15 protein-coding genes and 1 other RNA gene are annotated in these 16,838 nt (G+C 43.2%); 5 read left to right on the top strand and 11 right to left on the bottom strand.

All coding sequences use genetic code 11. The features are described from left to right. Window positions 1-451 precede the first annotated feature (451 nt). Window positions 452-1,054 carry a Crp/Fnr family transcriptional regulator gene (locus tag AB0756_RS14195; protein ID WP_237266111.1) on the top strand — a complete coding sequence of 201 codons (603 nt, stop codon included), beginning with the start codon at window positions 452-454 and terminating at the stop codon, window positions 1,052-1,054. Window positions 1,055-1,129: 75 nt separating this feature from the next. Then, window positions 1,130-2,329, top strand: coding sequence for an alpha/beta fold hydrolase (locus tag AB0756_RS14200; RefSeq protein WP_050046229.1), 1,200 nt, complete (start codon window positions 1,130-1,132; stop codon window positions 2,327-2,329). A 478-nt stretch (window positions 2,330-2,807) separates the two neighbouring features. On the opposite strand, the gene AB0756_RS14205 is transcribed toward AB0756_RS14200, so the two are convergent. Beyond that, window positions 2,808-3,452, bottom strand: a complete 645-nt coding sequence (locus tag AB0756_RS14205) for a GNAT family N-acetyltransferase (RefSeq protein WP_038092301.1) — start codon at window positions 3,450-3,452, stop codon at window positions 2,808-2,810. A 280-nt stretch (window positions 3,453-3,732) separates the two neighbouring features. Between AB0756_RS14205 and AB0756_RS14210 the strand changes: the two genes are divergently transcribed. Further along, the gene (locus tag AB0756_RS14210; protein ID WP_153021512.1) at window positions 3,733-3,894 is read left to right on the top strand and encodes a hypothetical protein; all 162 of its coding nucleotides are present in this window, start codon (window positions 3,733-3,735) and stop codon (window positions 3,892-3,894) included. A 411-nt stretch (window positions 3,895-4,305) separates the two neighbouring features. On the opposite strand, the gene AB0756_RS14215 is transcribed toward AB0756_RS14210, so the two are convergent. Beyond that, the gene (locus tag AB0756_RS14215) at window positions 4,306-5,739 is read right to left on the bottom strand and encodes an RNA-guided endonuclease InsQ/TnpB family protein (RefSeq protein WP_050046228.1); all 1,434 of its coding nucleotides are present in this window, start codon (window positions 5,737-5,739) and stop codon (window positions 4,306-4,308) included. A gap of 66 nt (window positions 5,740-5,805) precedes the next feature. Here AB0756_RS14215 and tnpA point away from each other — a divergent pair, with 66 nt between their 5' ends. Together tnpA and AB0756_RS14225 are read left to right on the top strand one after the other, a co-directional pair. Beyond that, window positions 5,806-6,270 carry an IS200/IS605 family transposase gene (gene tnpA, locus AB0756_RS14220; RefSeq protein WP_237266110.1) on the top strand — a complete coding sequence of 155 codons (465 nt, stop codon included), beginning with the start codon at window positions 5,806-5,808 and terminating at the stop codon, window positions 6,268-6,270. A gap of 1,045 nt (window positions 6,271-7,315) precedes the next feature. Continuing rightward, window positions 7,316-8,683, top strand: coding sequence for an IS4 family transposase (locus tag AB0756_RS14225; protein WP_038082873.1), 1,368 nt, complete (start codon window positions 7,316-7,318; stop codon window positions 8,681-8,683). Between the two features lie 1,229 nt (window positions 8,684-9,912). On the opposite strand, the gene ssrA is transcribed toward AB0756_RS14225, so the two are convergent. From ssrA to AB0756_RS14270, 9 genes are all read right to left on the bottom strand, one after another. Continuing rightward, window positions 9,913-10,297: a transfer-messenger RNA gene (gene ssrA, locus AB0756_RS14230) on the bottom strand. 119 nt (window positions 10,298-10,416) lie between these two features. Then, the gene (locus tag AB0756_RS14235; protein ID WP_038081644.1) at window positions 10,417-11,364 is read right to left on the bottom strand and encodes a F0F1 ATP synthase subunit gamma; all 948 of its coding nucleotides are present in this window, start codon (window positions 11,362-11,364) and stop codon (window positions 10,417-10,419) included. An 80-nt stretch (window positions 11,365-11,444) separates the two neighbouring features. Then, window positions 11,445-12,965: a F0F1 ATP synthase subunit alpha gene (atpA, locus tag AB0756_RS14240; RefSeq protein WP_038081645.1), complete on the bottom strand. Its 1,521-nt coding sequence runs from the start codon at window positions 12,963-12,965 to the stop codon at window positions 11,445-11,447. Window positions 12,966-13,078: 113 nt separating this feature from the next. After that, window positions 13,079-13,633, bottom strand: coding sequence for an ATP synthase F1 subunit delta (atpH, locus tag AB0756_RS14245; RefSeq protein ID WP_038081647.1), 555 nt, complete (start codon window positions 13,631-13,633; stop codon window positions 13,079-13,081). Further along, entirely contained in the window at window positions 13,633-14,184 is a 552-nt protein-coding gene (locus AB0756_RS14250) for a F0F1 ATP synthase subunit B (RefSeq protein WP_038081649.1), read from the bottom strand. The genes atpH and AB0756_RS14250 overlap by 1 nt, the downstream gene beginning before the upstream one ends. A gap of 132 nt (window positions 14,185-14,316) precedes the next feature. After that, a complete protein-coding gene (locus tag AB0756_RS14255) occupies window positions 14,317-14,742 on the bottom strand; it encodes a F0F1 ATP synthase subunit B' (protein WP_038081650.1) in 426 nt (141 codons plus the stop codon). A 164-nt stretch (window positions 14,743-14,906) separates the two neighbouring features. Next, window positions 14,907-15,152 carry an ATP synthase F0 subunit C gene (atpE, locus tag AB0756_RS14260; protein ID WP_008233924.1) on the bottom strand — a complete coding sequence of 82 codons (246 nt, stop codon included), beginning with the start codon at window positions 15,150-15,152 and terminating at the stop codon, window positions 14,907-14,909. A 113-nt stretch (window positions 15,153-15,265) separates the two neighbouring features. Then, window positions 15,266-16,024, bottom strand: coding sequence for a F0F1 ATP synthase subunit A (atpB, locus tag AB0756_RS14265; RefSeq protein ID WP_038081653.1), 759 nt, complete (start codon window positions 16,022-16,024; stop codon window positions 15,266-15,268). Between the two features lie 136 nt (window positions 16,025-16,160). Continuing rightward, window positions 16,161-16,616: an ATP synthase subunit I gene (locus AB0756_RS14270; protein WP_038081655.1), complete on the bottom strand. Its 456-nt coding sequence runs from the start codon at window positions 16,614-16,616 to the stop codon at window positions 16,161-16,163. Window positions 16,617-16,838: the final 222 nt, after the last annotated feature.

Here is a 16,838-nt window from a genome sequence, read left to right on the forward strand (position 1 = left end):
TAGAGCTTTTGCGCTTTCTGCCCTCTGACGAGCGGACTTCTGCCTTTATGTACTAGTACAGGACGGCGGAAATAACTATACCATTAGGATTGAGAGAAAAAATTTAGTAATAAGCGTTTGCGCCTTCTGCCCTCTGCCTACGTACTTCTGCCTTTACGTACTAGTTACTTTTCTGCTTTAATTATGGTAAGGGAATTTTACTATCTCTTCGCCGAGTACGAGTTTGTACGATATTTACTATTTCTTGGAGCACGTCTGCAAGAATTTCTTTGCTTAGTTGTGTTTCTCGCTTTTCAGGTTCACAAGGGTACAATACAAAAAAGTTAGGTCAAGCAAAATAGAGCATATCTGTCAAAATGGAATTACAAACGGGCTGTTACGCAAATTAATAGCGCGGAGGCAAAGTGTTTGGATACTAAACTTTGGGATTCAAAATATAACTAAAAAGCGGATGATGCAACAACAATTTTATGACTTTATTTCTAAGCTTCTGCCCGAGCATGAGATTGAACTTGCTAAGGTCGATCGCTATCTTAAGACACGGGATCTCAACAAAGGAGATTATTTATTCGCGGCAGGAGAGATTTGCCAATTCATTGGTTTCATCATCAAGGGCTGTTTCCGCATCTTTATTCTTAAGGATGACAAGGAAATCACCTTTGACTTTTTTGTAGAGGATCAGCCGATCTGCGACTACGAAAGTTACTTCCGCAAACAGCCGACACAATTTTATTTTCAAGCGGTTGAAACCTCAAAGCTCCTGATTCTGAACGACGCTTGCCTCAATCTGCTGTTTGAGGAATCGCAAAACGGGCAACGACTTCAAAGGTTGGTGGTAGAAATACTCTTTTTCAGATTCCGTGATTCATTGCTGTCCCTTTACATGGACAAACCGGAGGAACGGTACCTTAAATTGCTTCAGACTAAGCCAGAGTTATTGCAGCGAATTCCACAATACTATCTGGCTTCCTACTTGAGACTTGAGCCAGAGTCTTTAAGTCGCTTGAAACGGCGTATCTCGTCGCGATCGCAAACCAAACTCAGTGCATCTTAACCCACGTCAATGACAAGCTATTATGCCATTTTATAAGGTTGAAGCATAGTCTTTAAACCAGCAAAGAAGGTCAATATGACAGATCAACCTCTCTCACGTCAACAACTCGTTCAAAAGGCGATCGCTCATGTTGGCTACTACGATCTGCATCCCGATATCAGCCTCAACTTTCAATTTAATCGTTGGGTTCAATGGCTTGGAGAAGCATCTGTTTTAGAAGATATGCAAACTGTTGCACCAAAGATCAAAACCTATGCAGACTTGCGACGCGAATTTTTGGCTCTTAGCGAGCAAGCCATTGACCGGGATCGCCCCTTACCGGCTGCCTACTACCTACGCACAGCTGAATTCTTTGTTTGGGCAGACGATCCCCAGAAGCGTCCCATGCGCCATCGCTTTATTCAAATGATGCGACAGTGCTATGGCATCACTGAGAACGAGCACTACCAAATTCCTTACCAAACAGGCTTTCTCCCAGCTTATCGCTTCACTGTGGAACAATCCAAAGCCACCCTTGTTCTCTTTGGAGGGTATGACAGCTATATTGAAGAGTTTTTTCCAATCGCTTTTTTCTTTGTTGAAGCCGGATACGAAGTTGTTATATTTGAAGGTCCGGGGCAAGGGGGTGCTTTAGAAGATGCAGGTCTAGCAATGGTTCCAAACTGGGAAGAGCCAGTTAAAATAGTGTTGGATTATTTTGGACTCAACGACATTATTCTTATGGGCATTTCTCTTGGTGGGGGACTGGTGATTCGAGCCGCAGCTTTTGAGCCAAGAATTCGCTATGTCGTTGCAGATGACATTTTTTGTGATTCCCTTGAAGTCCTTTTAAGATCGCTTCCTGTAACATTAACAGCGCAAGTTAAACAGTATTTAACTGAGCAGGCTGCCGAGGAGCTTAATACGTTGTTGAACAAACTTATGCCTCAAAGTCCCATTCTAGATTGGGGAATCCGACAGGGAATGCACGTAATGGGTACAACCACTCCCTACGAGTTTCTTCAAGCTACCCAAGCCTACAATACAATTGAGGTATCGAATCGCATTAGGGCAGATGTGTTATTGCTAGCAGGCAGTGAGGATCATTATGTCCCACTCCATCAGTTGTATCGACAAGCAGAAGCCTTAAGAAATGTGCGATCGCTCACTACGAGAGTTTTCACCAGCGCTGAACAGGCACAAAACCATGTTCATGTTGGCAATTTAGGCTTATCTCTTCGCTTTATTGCTAATTGGCTTGAGCGCATGATTCAGGAACAAAGCTTACTTCCTTAAATAGCAAGAACACCAGACAAGCAGCACAATGGCACTTTTGGTCTAAAGTTTTTATGTCGCTCGGTAAGGGGAACGCTATCGCACAGGTTAAACAGTTCTATTTCGTAGAGGTTTGTCGCATCAGCCTTCTAAAATGACCTGACCCCTCCAAGCCATAAATGCCAACTGTGGGTTCTGCTTCGCCGTGGTACATACAAGGAGCAGCGAAGGTCAGCAAATCACGTATGGCTGAATAGCGATAGCATAATGCTCCTGTTGGGTGAGGAATGTACCCGAATTTATAAGGATCTACCGTTATCGAATCAGCATTGCCTGGGGCTTGGAAATGCTTGGAAAAGTCTGTATGCCAGATGGGTGAATCCTTAGAGCGTTGTTCTCGAATTTCTTCGTAAAGAAGCTTGTCAATTTGCTGTCGCCGACACAGAAACTATGCCCAAGGGGTCAAGACTCCTAAATTCTTTTGTAGGAATGAAAAATTTCATAAAATTGAATGTGACATCAATATACAACTTGCAGAATCACTTATAGATGAAAATATTTTCTCTCCTTTAAACGTGTAGGAATCGTAAAATAAATTGACCTCTTCTCTAAAACCTAATTTCCGAAATATATGCTGAGATATGAGTCCACTAGCTTCAGTAATTGCTAAAGAAAAATTTTTTAACTTGGCAATTCTTAAATTGTTTTCAACTAAAGTACTGGCAATTTTCTGATTTTTATATTCTTCTTTAACTCCTAGTAAAAAAATATGCAATACCTGACCCAATTGCAAAGAGTTTTTCAATTTATAATTGAAATTTAATTCATGTAAAAAAGCTGTTATTGGTTCAAATTTATCGTTAATTTCATTAAGATTGGCAGGTTCTGTCATCAAATCTTTTGATATAGTAAAACCAACAACTTTTTCATTACAATCTGTGGCAACAATAGAAATTTCATCTTCAATAGCTTTTTGGCAATAAGGTTCAGCTAAAGTTTTAAACTCTTTATGGTTAATTTTCACAGTTCTAGTCATGGGTTCATATTTTGTAAATATTTGAGAACATAAATCAACAGTTTGTTCAAAATCACTGGGTTGAATAATTCGGAATTTTATTCCTTGCTTTTCATTTAAAATTTTCACTTATTTTATCTCTATACTATAATCAGCACATCTGGAAAAATACCACAAAAAATAGTTCTGAATCATTTTTCTTAATGAGACTTAAATAAAAGAAAAATGAGTTTAGCTAAAAATCGCACAATAAGTGTTTATTAACAAAGCAATTAAGTAGTCATGCAAAATTAATTACACATTTTTAAAACCTAAAATGAGCGTTTGATAAGCATTTCAGGCGATGTAAGTATGAAATTAATTTTGCCCAGGTACTTATCATAAATGATAAGTTAAGGTCATAAGTAAGTTGTCAATAAGCAATAGTCCTGAAGAATCTGCCAAAAATAAGATAGAAAACACGATTTTTCAAATGGCGATCGCCGCCATCCTCAGAGCTACATCTGCAAGGGTTTTCAGTCGTTTTTCTGATAACTTTCAAGAAACACGAGCCAAAAAGCCTGTAAAATAAGGCTTAGTCAAAAATTGCTCGTGTTTGTTTCATTTATAGGGGGTGGCAAACGCCGCCAGTGGGGCGCTCCTAAGACACACATTTTTTTCATTTTCTGAAAGCCTTGCTGTATCAGGGTTTTGAAGAAGGCAGCAATGCTATCGGGCAGAGGGCAGCTATGTACACTTACGCCCGTGGATTCAAACCTCAACCAATGGGGCGCACCGCAAGTGACGGTGGGGTTTTAGACCCTTGAACATTCGCTCACTCTCTGAGGGCGGAGCCAGTATTCCCTTCTGCCTCCAGCAAAGCTGCCCTCTGCCTTTCTTGATAAAATGTGCTTTTTAGGAGATGAAAGATAACTTTTTGTTGGGGAAACTTTGGTTGAGCGTACTCTGTTGAGTTCTCCCTCGGTTTAAAACACGAGGGATTCTACATGGATGTTACTCCGTGAGACGGCACTTGCTTCAAGTCGGCGGAGCCGCCCAACGCAGTGCCTCCTAAAGCTGCACTCCGTAACGTATTACGAAATGAATTTTTTAGATCGCAGAACAAATCATACCGATGCGGCAGACTCAAGGCTGCTCTACCCACCTTAACTAGAACAAGTCCTAGCTGTGTGGCTACTTTTCTCATGATGTTGGCTGCACCGTTGCAGTCACTATTAATTAAAAAACCTTTTTTGGTCTTGTAAGTACCGCGCTCAATTCTCTCACCTGATGCCTTCCATCCTTCGGGTTTTTCACCGTATTTCGGTAGTGAGTCACCATCAAGAAATGACGCTTTTGAAGTATACGCTTCTTCAGTAATTGTCAAAACAATTCCGTATTCTGGTACTAGTTGTTTAAGCCGTTCAATCAATCTACCTGTTGGAATTGGGACAAAGTTCTGATTGTTGCGTTTACCCATGTCAGAACCGATTTTTTGACCCTCATTCCAACCAATAATGAGATTTCCAACAGCATCAGCAAGGCATCGATTAATAATGAACCTTGCTGCTTTGTTGATGGCATCTCGCATCTGATTATTACGTTTGCGTTGAATTCTGTCGAGGTTAGCATCCCAGTAAAATTCTGATTTGCCTTGTTTACATTTGGCAACCAAACGACAATAACCTTGATTCATTGAACGTAGCTTTCTACCATCAATGATTAAGCTTTGTCCCAATGTTGAAACACCTGTTAGCCAATTATTACCACCGTGGTCAAAACTCCATGCTTGAGTGTAATCAAGGTTGGGATTAATTTCGACAATCTGCTTACCGTCATCAATCACCCAATCAATCCACAACTGACCGTAACAAGGACGCACTGTCACTTCCTTAACCCAATCTGAATCAATGAATTCTGGTAATGGTAAAGCAATTTCCGTTAACAAATGTGGTTTGGTTTCTCTGCTAATTGACGGATAAAAACAGCCATCTTTATAGGTCAGTGCTTGTCTTGGGAATGTGACTGCTGCAAGTCCACCGCTTTTTCTGTATTGTGGTAACGAAGGTCTGTCTACCTCGCCTCTGTAATAAGCGTTTACCAATCCGTTGTAACTAGTAATTGACTCACCCACAGATTTCAATGTTTGCTGTGCGGCTTGTGCGGCAAGGGCTTTGTAATGTGGATTGTCTTTAAAAATTTTATCCAGTTCGGGATAAGTGGTAAAGCATTTGTACGTTTTCCAGCCATGACGTAAATCATCACCACGCCAATAAGTTGTAAAAGCGTTACCCGATTCTTCTAGCCTTGCATAATGAGTTTGACGAACATGATAAAGAGCGCAATTAATCAAACTGTTAGCGTGCTGGCATTGGTCGAGCCAAAAAGCTTCTTCAATATCTGTAAACCTTGCTTTAACTGGTAAAGTTTTGTACAATTCGTCATCACCTCTTGTTGTTTATTATATTAGATACTACATAGTCTGGCAACTAAAATCAGGAAAATGGCAAAACTTTCAAAAGAAGCGCAAACTTGCGGTGGACGGGTTCCCCGGCATAAGCAAAGTTTGCAAGAAGACCACGACTACCGCAGAACGGAGAATTCTGTGTCGTCTATTAACTATCATTTCGTGTTTGTACCAAAACGAAGAAGACCCGTACTAGTCACTGATGTGGCAAGAAGACTCCAAGAAATTATTTTTGAACTAGTACAAGAACATAACTGGAGACTTATTGCATTAGAAATTCAACCCGACCACGTGCATATGTTTATCAATGCGCCTACAGATGAAGCCCCTTCACAAATTGCGAAATGGGTCAAAGGTCGTGCATCTCATCACCTAAGAAAGGAATTTCCAGAACTGAAAAAACTACCTGCTTTGTGGACACCGACCTACTTTGTAGCGTCAACGGGTCAAGTTAGTACAGAGGTAGTTAAAAAGTACATTGAAAATCAGCGTGGGAAATGAAGACAACAGGTTAAAACCTGTTGCGTCGCGCTTCATCCCCTGGTTAAAAACACCTATCCATTACCCGCATCTTTCTTAACAATCGCAAAACTCGGATGAAGAAAGGGTTTGAGGAGAAATACGGACTCTAGGGGTTGACAAAAATCAAATGATGTAGAGTAGGGGAGATGGAAGTGGTGGTCTGATGGCGGATGTGGATAGCCATGCTTGTTAAAGATCACTCGAGTGGCGAGGGAAAAATTTGTGGAAGGAATTGCGACAGAGAACCTTTCAGGGGCAGTGGATAAGCAAAGGAAAAGTCTACAATGGTGAAAATGTAAGGAGAATAAGTTCTAAAAATATTCGACAACAAATACTTGAGTAAAAAGAAGTTAGTGAGGTGCGAAAGTCATTTTTAGATGGGGTTTGCAGCAGGTTGTATGAGTACGGCAATCATCGCCAGAACACTACTGTTTCAAAAACGATAAAACAGGTATCAGATTCAATCTGTTGCAGAGCGGCGCGAGGGGGCTAAGCCGCCCCCTCAGGACTCCCCGGCGTGCCAGTTTCAAATGACCATACAAAAACTACTACTGATGCCTCAAAGGGTACAAATGGTCATCTTCAACTGGCTGAATCAAAAATCATGAATTCTGCCAGATTTTGAGCACTGAGCTTGAATGTCGTCAAGAAATTGAAAAGACTGCACTTCGAGCTAGCCCAAGACTGGCGCAACAGTTTCAACAGCGATTGTGACACAGAGGGTGTCCAATGGGAGTTGAAGATCTGTGCAGATAGTATAATTATGATGGAAAAAATCATTCAGACGCTCAGCAGTAACGGTGAATGAAGCAACAGATGCGGAGACTAGGGGACAGTCTGAGGCTGTGAGATCACAGATGAGGATCGAACCTCAACAAGCGTTGTCAACGCAAGAGAAATTGGCGGTATAAACCGCTTGGGGGCGAGACTCTGCGCTTTGGTTTGTCTCGACGCCCGGTGTCTGTTAGATCACCATGTAGAAAGAGGATATTGGCGAGTGCTTGAAAACAAGAGGTAAGTGTCAATGTATCAGTGGGCAGAAAAGGAACTCGAGAGTCTGGATTTGGGAGATAGAAGACGGGAAAAACGATTGAGAAAAATGGTGGAAGATTTAGCTTCTCAACCCGGAGAAAGTGTACCACAAGCGTGTGGAGATATAGCAGCAACAACAGCCGCGTATGATTTTTGGAAGTCGCCCTATTTCCAGCCAGATGATATTCGGCAAGCGCATCAAACGAGTACAATTAAAAGAATAGAATCACATCAAATCCTACTGGCAATTCAAGATACAACGAATATCGATTTAACACACCATCCTCAAACGACAGGTTTGGGATATCTGGACTGTGCAACAAGTTTTGGATTAAAAGTCCACTCCAGTTTGGTGGCTTCAATAGATGGAGTGCCATTAGGAATTATTCATCAACATGTGTGGACTAGAGAACTGGAAAATTTAGGCATATCTAAAAAACGGCATCAAAGAGAAACAGCAGAAAAAGAAAGTCAACGTTGGTTAGATACAGAACAAGCTATACATCAGTTAATTCCCCCAGAGAAAATTGTGGTGACGGTAGCGGATTCAGAGGCAGACATATTTGATTTATTCAATCAAGAACGAGCCCAAAATTTTCATTTATTGATTCGTGGAACTCACAACCGAAAAGTAGACCACAATGCCAAGTATTTACATGAAGCCATCAATGCAACACCTGCACGTGGGGAGCTGAAGGTGGAGGTGAACCGCTCACCACAACAGCATTGGAGAATCGCCCATCTCACTATTCGATTTGCCACATTGGACATAGCAGTGCCATCGAATCATATCAGAAGAAAGCAGCTAAATCCTGTGAAGTTACAAGTGATTTTAGCCAGAGAAGAGAATCCTCCAGAAGGCGTTAGTCCCATTAGTTGGTTATTATTAACGAGTCTTGAGATTAAGAGTTTAGAAGATGCGGCCCGGTGTGTGCGTTGGTATACGTATCGATGGTTAATTGAACGCTACCACTATGCATTAAAGAGTGGCTGTGGAATCGAAAAATTACAGTTAGAAACTGGGCGTCGCATCCACATGGCACTAGCAACTTATTCAATTGTGGCATGGCGTTTACTCTGGTTAACTTATGAAGCGCGAATGCACCCACAGACTCCGTGCGATACAGTTTTAGAAACCCATGAATGGCAATCATTATGTGTGACTATTTCGCAAAATCCTCATCCTCCACAAACACCACCCTCTCTTAATGAAGCTGTGAGAATGATTGCTAAACTGGGAGGTTTTTTAGGACGAACTCGTGACGGAGAACCGGGTTTAAAGACAATTTGGCGTGGTTTAAAAAGATTACATGATATTGCTGCTACCTGGAAATTACTGAAAAACCATTGTGCTACTTAACAATTAAGATTTTTGACGGTAGCAGGCAGAGAACAGAGGGCATCTATCTTCTGTTTATCCCTGCTATCAATACAGTTGAAGAAATGCCAAAAATCCGGGTGGCAACTGTTAACGGACTTCAAACTTCATCCCATTTTTCTGATTCTTCCATCTGCGGTGTGCTTTTCCCTTGCGTGCCATTTGGGTCTTAAACCCTTGAACATTCGCTCACTCTATGTTGGTCACGAGCAAGTATTCTCCAATGAACAGAGCAAAGCGATGCTGCATCTACTAGCTTCTTTCAGCACTTCAGGCTAACACCTGAAGTGCTATCAACAACAAAATTCCACAAGTTTTGCCAATCTCGCAGAATTCATGATTTTTGATTCAGCCAGTTGAAGATGACCATTTGTACCCTTTGAGGCATCAGTAGTAGTTTTTGTATGGTCATTTGAAACTGGCACGCCGGGGAGTCCTGAGGGGGCGGCTTAGCCCCCTCGCGCCGCTCTGCAACAGATTGAATCTGATACCTGTTTTATCGTTTTTGAAACAGTAGTGTTCTGGCGATGATTGCCGTACTCATACAACCTGCTGCAAACCCCATCTAAAAATGACTTTCGCACCTCACTAACTTCTTTTTACTCAAGTATTTGTTGTCGAATATTTTTAGAACTTATTCTCCTTACATTTTCACCATTGTAGACTTTTCCTTTGCTTATCCACTGCCCCTGAAAGGTTCTCTGTCGCAATTCCTTCCACAAATTTTTCCCTCGCCACTCGAGTGATCTTTAACAAGCATGGCTATCCACATCCGCCATCAGACCACCACTTCCATCTCCCCTACTCTACATCATTTGATTTTTGTCAACCCCTAGAGTCCGTATTTCTCCTCAAACCCTTTCTTCATCCGAGTTTTGCGATTGTTAAGAAAGATGCGGGTAATGGATAGGGTTAAAAACACAGGGGTTCTCGCGCTCCCACTATTTCTTGATAGCTAATAAAGATACACCCTTTGAGCGCGTTGCTTGCTATAGAGGTAGAGAGTGCAATGTCTGCACTGAAGGGTCTAGCATATTCCATTTCAAAGTTTACAGGTCGGAGATTAATTGGTGAGCAGTACTTTATAATTTGCGTTTGTTCTGTATGGTTTACAAACAGGTTTTTGACAAGTAATAACTGCGTTTGAACCAGTCACACAAAACAAAATCCGCCGATACATAAAAGTATACGACGGATTTCTATTTATCACTTAGTGGATCCGAGCAGAGTCGAACTGCTGTCCGCAATGGGTATTGACTCCCCACTCATTCACAGGCTTAGCCCTTTTTACCCTTAGGGCGGGGAACGTTCTTTATCCCGAACGGTAGGATGCTCTGGTTGAGTCTTAGCCAACAGTTAACCAGAGGAATGCTGTTAGCGCATCCGTTGGGGTTTGCCTCTAGCCTTTAACGGAGTCAGACCAGAAGCGCTCGAACCAGTTAGAGGTTATTAGGCAGCTACAGTAGCGTGCTTACGAGCAAAAGGTACGATGTTGTTTGCATCTATTTTTTTGAGCCTTGATTTTCGAGAGGAGACTCACTCTCGACCTGAATCATAGAGCAGCTTTCGCCACCACGTCGAAACCGTTACGGACCCATGTCCTTCACAGATTCCATTGTAGTACATACATTATAAAATGTGTTAAAAAAATTTGAGATTTTAGATTTGAGATTTGAGATTCAACCCAAAATCTAAATCCAAAATCCACCCACACTTTACTTGAGCGCTTCTGCACCACTCACCACTTCAAGAATTTGATCGGTAATTGAGGCTTGGCGTGCTTTGTTGTATGAACGGGTGAGAGTATTGATGAGTTCTTTTGCATTGTCGCTAGCGCTACTCATTGCTGTCATCCGTGCTGCTAGTTCGCTTGCAGCAGATTCTTGTAATGCTCTGAGTAACTGGTTGCTCAGATATAGAGGGAGCAGAGAATCAAGAATTTGTACGGGGTCTTGCTCAAAAATCATGTCACGGGGTAAAGTCCGTGTTGGGGTAGCAACTCTCGAGCGTTCTACCTCAAACTGACCGCCACGAGTTGTTAAGCGGAAAATTTCATCATCCTGTGCTTCTAAACCTTGTGGGTCTAGAGGAAGCAGAGTTTGTACGACGGGACGGGAACTGACCAAAGAGACGAACTTGGTGTATACCAACTCAATTCGGTCTACTTTTTCAGACAGGAACAAAGAGAGGAGTTCGTCAGAAATCTTTGTTGCTTCTGCTGCAGTCGGAATTTGCTCTAGACCAGTGTAGCTCGCATCAATGGGTTGATCTCGGCGTTGGAAGTACTGAGATGCTTTGCGTCCTACAATCACAAACGTGTAGTCAAGACCTTCTGCTTTGATTTCTTTAGCGCGGTTTTCAGCACGCTTGATAATGTTGTTGTTGTAACCGCCGCACAATCCCCGATCGCCTGAAATCACGAGCAACCCTACTGACCGCACGTCTCTTTTCCGCAGTAGGGGTAGGTCTGCATCTTCAAACCGCAAGCGGGTTTGCAAACCGTACAGGACTTGAGCCAAGCGGTCTGCAAAGGGGCGGGTTGCAATCACCTGTTCTTGAGCGCGACGTACCCTAGCAGCAGCCACGAGCCGCATGGCTTCTGTAATTTTCTTGGTATTTTTGACCGATTGAATGCGATCGCGTATTGCTTTTAGATTTGGCATATTCTTTTTCCCAGTAAATAGCTAATGGCTAATAGCTAATGGCTGTTCAACAATTAGCTATCAGCAATTAGCACTCTTTCCTACGCTGTTGCTAAGAAGGTCTTCTTGAATTCGGTGATTGCTTCCTTGAGGGCTTTTTCCTCATCATCACCTAGAACTTTCTTTGCTTTCACACTGTCTGTATACTGAGGCTTTGCTGTCTTCAAATATTCTCGCAAACCTTTAGTGAAAGCAGTCACTTTGGCAACAGGTACGTCATCCAAGTAACCGTTAATACCAGCGTAAAGAATAGCCACTTGCTCGTAAACTGATAGGGGAGAGTTTTGTGGCTGTTTCAGAAGTTCCCGCAAGCGAGCACCTCTTGCTAGCTGGTCTTGAGTGGCTTTATCTAAGTCAGAAGCGAATTGTGCGAAAGCTTGCAATTCGTCAAACTGAGCTAATTCCAACTTCAACTTACCAGCAACTTTTTTCATTGCCTTAGTTTGAGCCGCCGAACCCACCCGAGATACGGAAATACCGGGGTTAATCGCCGGACGAATACCGGCGTTAAACAAGTCAGAAGACAAGAAAATCTGACCGTCGGTGATGGAAATCACGTTGGTGGGGATGTACGCGGATACGTCACCTGCTTGGGTTTCGATGATGGGTAGAGCAGTCATGCTACCTGCACCGAGTTCATCGTTGAGCTTAGCCGCCCGTTCCAACAAGCGGGAGTGAATGTAGAAAACGTCTCCGGGGTAAGCTTCCCGTCCGGGTGGACGACGCAGCAGCAGGGACATTTGGCGATACGCTTGAGCCTGCTTGGAAAGGTCATCATAAATAACCAAGGTTGCTTTCCCATTGTACATAAAGTACTCAGCAAGGGTAGCACCCGTGTAAGGAGCTAAATATTGCAGGGTAGCTGCGTCACTGGCATTAGCGGCGACAACGATTGTGTAGTCCAACGCGCCTCTGTCCTGTAGTGTTTGTACCACGTTCGCTACAGTAGAAGCCTTTTGACCGATCGCAACGTATACGCAAATCACGTCCTCTTCTTTTTGGTTGAGGATGGTGTCAATTGCAATGGCAGTTTTTCCAGTTTGACGGTCACCAATAATCAATTCCCGCTGACCGCGACCAACAGGAATCATGGCGTCAATAGCTGTGATTCCCGTTTGCATGGGTTCGTGTACGGAACGACGAGCCACAATTCCCGGTGCTGGTGATTCAATCAAACGGGTTTCTGTAGTTCTGATTTCCCCTTTGCCATCAATTGGACGACCGAGAGAGTCTACAACTCGTCCAATCATTGCATCTCCCACGGGGATTTGAGCAATTCTGCCAGTTGCAGTTACAGAGCTACCTTCTTGAATTTGACGACCATCACCGATCAGCACCGCACCCACGTTGTCTTCTTCCAAGTTTTGGGCGATGCCAACAGTACCGTCTTCAAACTCCAGTAGTTCGCTTGCCATCACTTTGTCAAGACCGTAGATGCGGGCAATACCGTCACCCACTTGTAGAACGGTACCAACATTCTGTACCTTGACTTGTTGGTCGTATTGTTCTATCTGTTGCTGAATAATGTTGCTGATTTCGTCTGGTCTGATGCTAATTGCCATTTGTCTATCTTCTTTGTTGAGGAATTATGAATTATGAATTATGAATTATGAATTATGAATTATGAATTTTATAAATTATTTTCATAATTCATCAATTCACCATTCATAATTTTTCAGGCGCTAGTTAGGCGTAATGATAGGCGGCGCAGCTGACCCCTTATACTAGCGTCAATCACTTGAGATCCTACTCTAATGATGACACCACCAATCAGATCGCGATCGATTTTTGTATCCAATTCCACTTCCCGAGCATTCGTCAACGCAATGACTTTTTCTCTGACAGATTGTTGCTGTGCTTCGGAAAGGGGAACTGCAGAAACAACTTCCGCAAGAACAGTTTGTTTGAGTTGCCGCAAAAGCGCTAGATATTGCTGACAAATGGGTTCGAGCAATGCAATCCGCCTTCTATCTACCAGCAGCAGCAAAAAATTCCGGAAGTAAGTATCAGCACCATCTCCAAGGATACGGGTGATGACAGATTTTTTGTCTTCGAGCTTCACAAACGGGTTAATAAGGAAGTTTCGCAACTCTTCACTTCCCGAAAGCAAACCCAGTAACGAACGGATATCCTCGCCGAAACGATCTGTCAGGTTTCTTGCTTGAGCTAGTGACATCAACGCTTCGGCATAGGGAGTGGCTATTTCGGATGTTGCTACATTGCTTGCCATCAGCGTCCTCCAAGTAGCGCTATGCTGCGATCGATTAATCTATGTTGAGTATCCTCGGCAATTCCAGTCTGTAGTTGCGACTCGACTCTTTGTAATGCCAAAGCGACGACTCTCGCTCTTACTTCTGCGATCGCTTTTTCTCTTTCGGTGTCTAAATCCCTAGATGCCGTTTCTTTCAAGCGTTGCACGTCCTTAGCTGCCTCTGCCAGAATTGCTTCACGAGATGCGCGAGCACTTTCTTCAGACGCTTTGACAATTCGCTGTGCCTCTGCTTGCGCCTGAGTCAGCCTTTGCTGAGCCTCAAAGAGGGCGCTCGCTGCCTCCTTTGCACGCGCTTCTGCTTCCTGAATTGTCGCTTCAATATTTGAGCGCCGTTCGTTCAGGGTATTGCTTAAAACATTGCGCCCAAAGTAGAATAAGACGCCAATGAGAATCGCTAGGTTGATGATGTTGGTTTCTAAAATGTCTGTATTTAGACCGAAACCGCCTTCTGGTTCTGCTCCTGCGACTGCCTCAGTGGCTAAAAATAAAACAGTCCCTATGATACCCATTTACAACTGCGCTGCTCCCTTGCTAGTTACGTTGAATTTTCCCCAAGGGAAAAAGTGTCAAATTGACACTCGAATGAAGCGCTGACCGGAGCAACGCCCCGTTGCGCGTAAGCTTACATGGAACCGCTCTATCTAATAAGTTGGTTCCAGTAGTTTGTCTAGAATTTGCCTACTGAGGGCATCGACCTGTTGCTCTAATGAACGAAAAGCCTCTTGTTTTTGCTGGTCTATTTCTTGAGCTGCCTTTTCTCGCTGAGCTTGGGCTTCTTTTTGCGCCTCGGCTACTTTTTCGGCAGTTATCTTTTGTGCTTCAGCCTGAGCTTGTGCTACCACAGCTTGTGCTTGTCTGCGAGCGTCTGCTAACTGCTGCTCGTAGTCTTTAGTCAAGCGCTCGGCTTTAGCCAAACGTTCTTTAGCTTCAAGATTGTTCGTCCGGATGTAATTTTCCCGATCGTCCAGCGCTTTGGTCAATGGCTTGTAGAAAATGACGTTCAATAAAGCTGCCAACAGCAGGAACTGCAATGCCATTACCGGCAAAGTAGCATCGAAATCAAACATTTCTCTCCTTATTCGGCTCGAACCGCTGTTTTAGTGGCATCTACAATCATCTAACCTTTCATTTTGGAGATCCTATCGCTATCAAGGATCGATTGACTTTTCTAGAATCTGTCAGTTGTAAGGACTTGAAGCATCGCGTCTTTACAACTGACAAGTTTTAAGTCTTAGGAAAATGGGTTAGCGAACAATAGTACTAGAGCAATTACCAGACCGTAAATGGTCAGGGATTCCATGAACGCTAGGGTCAATAGCAAAGTTCCGCGAATTTTTCCTTCAGCTTCTGGCTGACGGGCAATACCTTCTACTGCTTGACCTGCAGCATTTCCTTGACCAATACCAGGTCCAATCGCAGCCAAACCAATCGCCAAAGCAGCAGCTAGAACTGAAGCAGCAGAAACTAATGGATCCATCTTGATTTCCTTACCTTTACTACAAAATGAGTGGTTTTTGATTTGAGAGATTCTTAGATTTTAGATTGTGACTCGAATTTAACATTCAAACACCTAAAATCTGATTGAGAAGGTCAATGATGACCTTCATGTTCTTCTTCACCGTGTCCCTCTAACGCCTCGTGTATGTACGCCGCAGCTAGGGTGGCAAACACCAGGGCTTGAATGGCACTGGTGAATAACCCCAAAGCCATGACTGGCAGAGGTACGAACAGAGGAACTAGGAGAACCAACACAGCCACAACTAACTCATCCGCCAAAATGTTACCAAATAGTCGGAAGCTTAGGGATAGGGGCTTGGTGAAATCTTCAAGAATCGCGATCGGTAATAAGATCGGCGTCGGTTCTATATACTTTTTGAAGTAACCCAAACCGCGCTTGCTAAAACCCGCGTAAAAGTAAGCTAACGAAGTCAGTAACGCCAGTGCTACTGTCGTGTTGATATCATTGGTCGGAGCAGCCAACTCTCCCGACGGTAACTTAAGAACCTTCCAAGGAACCAGAGCGCCCGACCAATTCGATACGAAGATAAACAGAAACAGCGTGCCGATAAATGGCACCCAGGGGCGGTACTCTTTCTCACCAATTTGATTTTTTGTCAGATCTCGAATGAACTCCAGGGCATATTCCATGAGGTTCTGTATGCCGCTTGGAATTTTTTGGATGCTGCGAGTAGCTGCTAGTGAAGCTATTACTAAAATAGCAATTACAAACCAAGAGGTGAGAAAAACTTGCCCGTGCAGTTTCAGGTTACCCAATTGCCAGTAGAAGTGATGACCCACTTCCAATGAGGCAAGAGGAAAAGAATAGAAAACGTTCAGAAAATTTACCATTTTCTTTCCATGTCGTTCGACTCTCCAATCTTAACTGGAGATAAACAGGCAAGCGATAAGCGATCGATTACGGCTTTAGCCGTAACGCGGTATGGATTTTCCTCCCGAAAAGCACTCGCGCCATCGCCTTTTAGGTCTACTGGAGCTTTGACGAGTCAGGGATAAATGCCCCCCTAACTACGTAAATGAGAAGCGTACCTTTGTAGGTGAGAAATCCCAAAAATATTGGCAATATTTGCAGTTTATTCCACTGTGATGCCAGTACAATAACTCCTACTAATAAAGCTAACCGAGTTTTGCTCAGCTTGGGGTTTTCTCTGCTCAACCGCTCAACATTTTTTGCCAGCATCCTCAAGTAAACCACACCCGCGCATGCCCCAAGTAAGTAATTCAGAGCCACGTTTCGGGAATACACAATCCATACACAGATAAATATAATCCCTGTCAAGACAAGAGTGATGACCAGCAATTCTCGGTAGAGATTGTAAAACTCTTGCATAGAAGAGCTTTTCCGTTCTGGATTCTCCAAACCGGGCTTTGCATCTTGTCCTGTTGTTGGCATGGATTTAATTGAGTCGTCTGACAAGCTCACGGGAGTTGAAACCAGTACAGTTATTTGTGTTGACTGTTTGCTCAGCCAGCTGAATCATATCACGATTGGGTAACAATACTTTAGAAAAAAACAATTAACTTATTGTCTGAAGAAAAAAAATTGGTAGATACAAAAGCATAAAAAGGATTTTTAATACAAAAAAATTGGATAAATAAGGATAATTTTTTACCTTTTTACCCATTGATTGACTCCAAGATCCCC

The organism is Tolypothrix campylonemoides VB511288_2 (assembly GCF_045999855.1).
Taxonomy (GTDB): domain Bacteria; phylum Cyanobacteriota; class Cyanobacteriia; order Cyanobacteriales; family Nostocaceae; genus Scytonema; species Scytonema bouteillei_A.

Coding starts and splice junctions, on each gene's coding strand:
- AB0756_RS14195 (WP_237266111.1), top strand. CDS start 452: ATGATGCAACAACAATTTTATGACTTTATTTCTAAGCTTCTGCCCGAG.
- AB0756_RS14200 (WP_050046229.1), top strand. CDS start 1,130: ATGACAGATCAACCTCTCTCACGTCAACAACTCGTTCAAAAGGCGATC.
- tnpA (WP_237266110.1), top strand. CDS start 5,806: ATGGCAAAACTTTCAAAAGAAGCGCAAACTTGCGGTGGACGGGTTCCC.
- AB0756_RS14225 (WP_038082873.1), top strand. CDS start 7,316: ATGTATCAGTGGGCAGAAAAGGAACTCGAGAGTCTGGATTTGGGAGAT.
- AB0756_RS14235 (WP_038081644.1), bottom strand. CDS start 11,364: ATGCCAAATCTAAAAGCAATACGCGATCGCATTCAATCGGTCAAAAAT.
- atpA (WP_038081645.1), bottom strand. CDS start 12,965: ATGGCAATTAGCATCAGACCAGACGAAATCAGCAACATTATTCAGCAA.
- atpH (WP_038081647.1), bottom strand. CDS start 13,633: ATGGCAAGCAATGTAGCAACATCCGAAATAGCCACTCCCTATGCCGAA.
- AB0756_RS14250 (WP_038081649.1), bottom strand. CDS start 14,184: ATGGGTATCATAGGGACTGTTTTATTTTTAGCCACTGAGGCAGTCGCA.
- AB0756_RS14255 (WP_038081650.1), bottom strand. CDS start 14,742: ATGTTTGATTTCGATGCTACTTTGCCGGTAATGGCATTGCAGTTCCTG.
- atpE (WP_008233924.1), bottom strand. CDS start 15,152: ATGGATCCATTAGTTTCTGCTGCTTCAGTTCTAGCTGCTGCTTTGGCG.
- atpB (WP_038081653.1), bottom strand. CDS start 16,024: ATGGTAAATTTTCTGAACGTTTTCTATTCTTTTCCTCTTGCCTCATTG.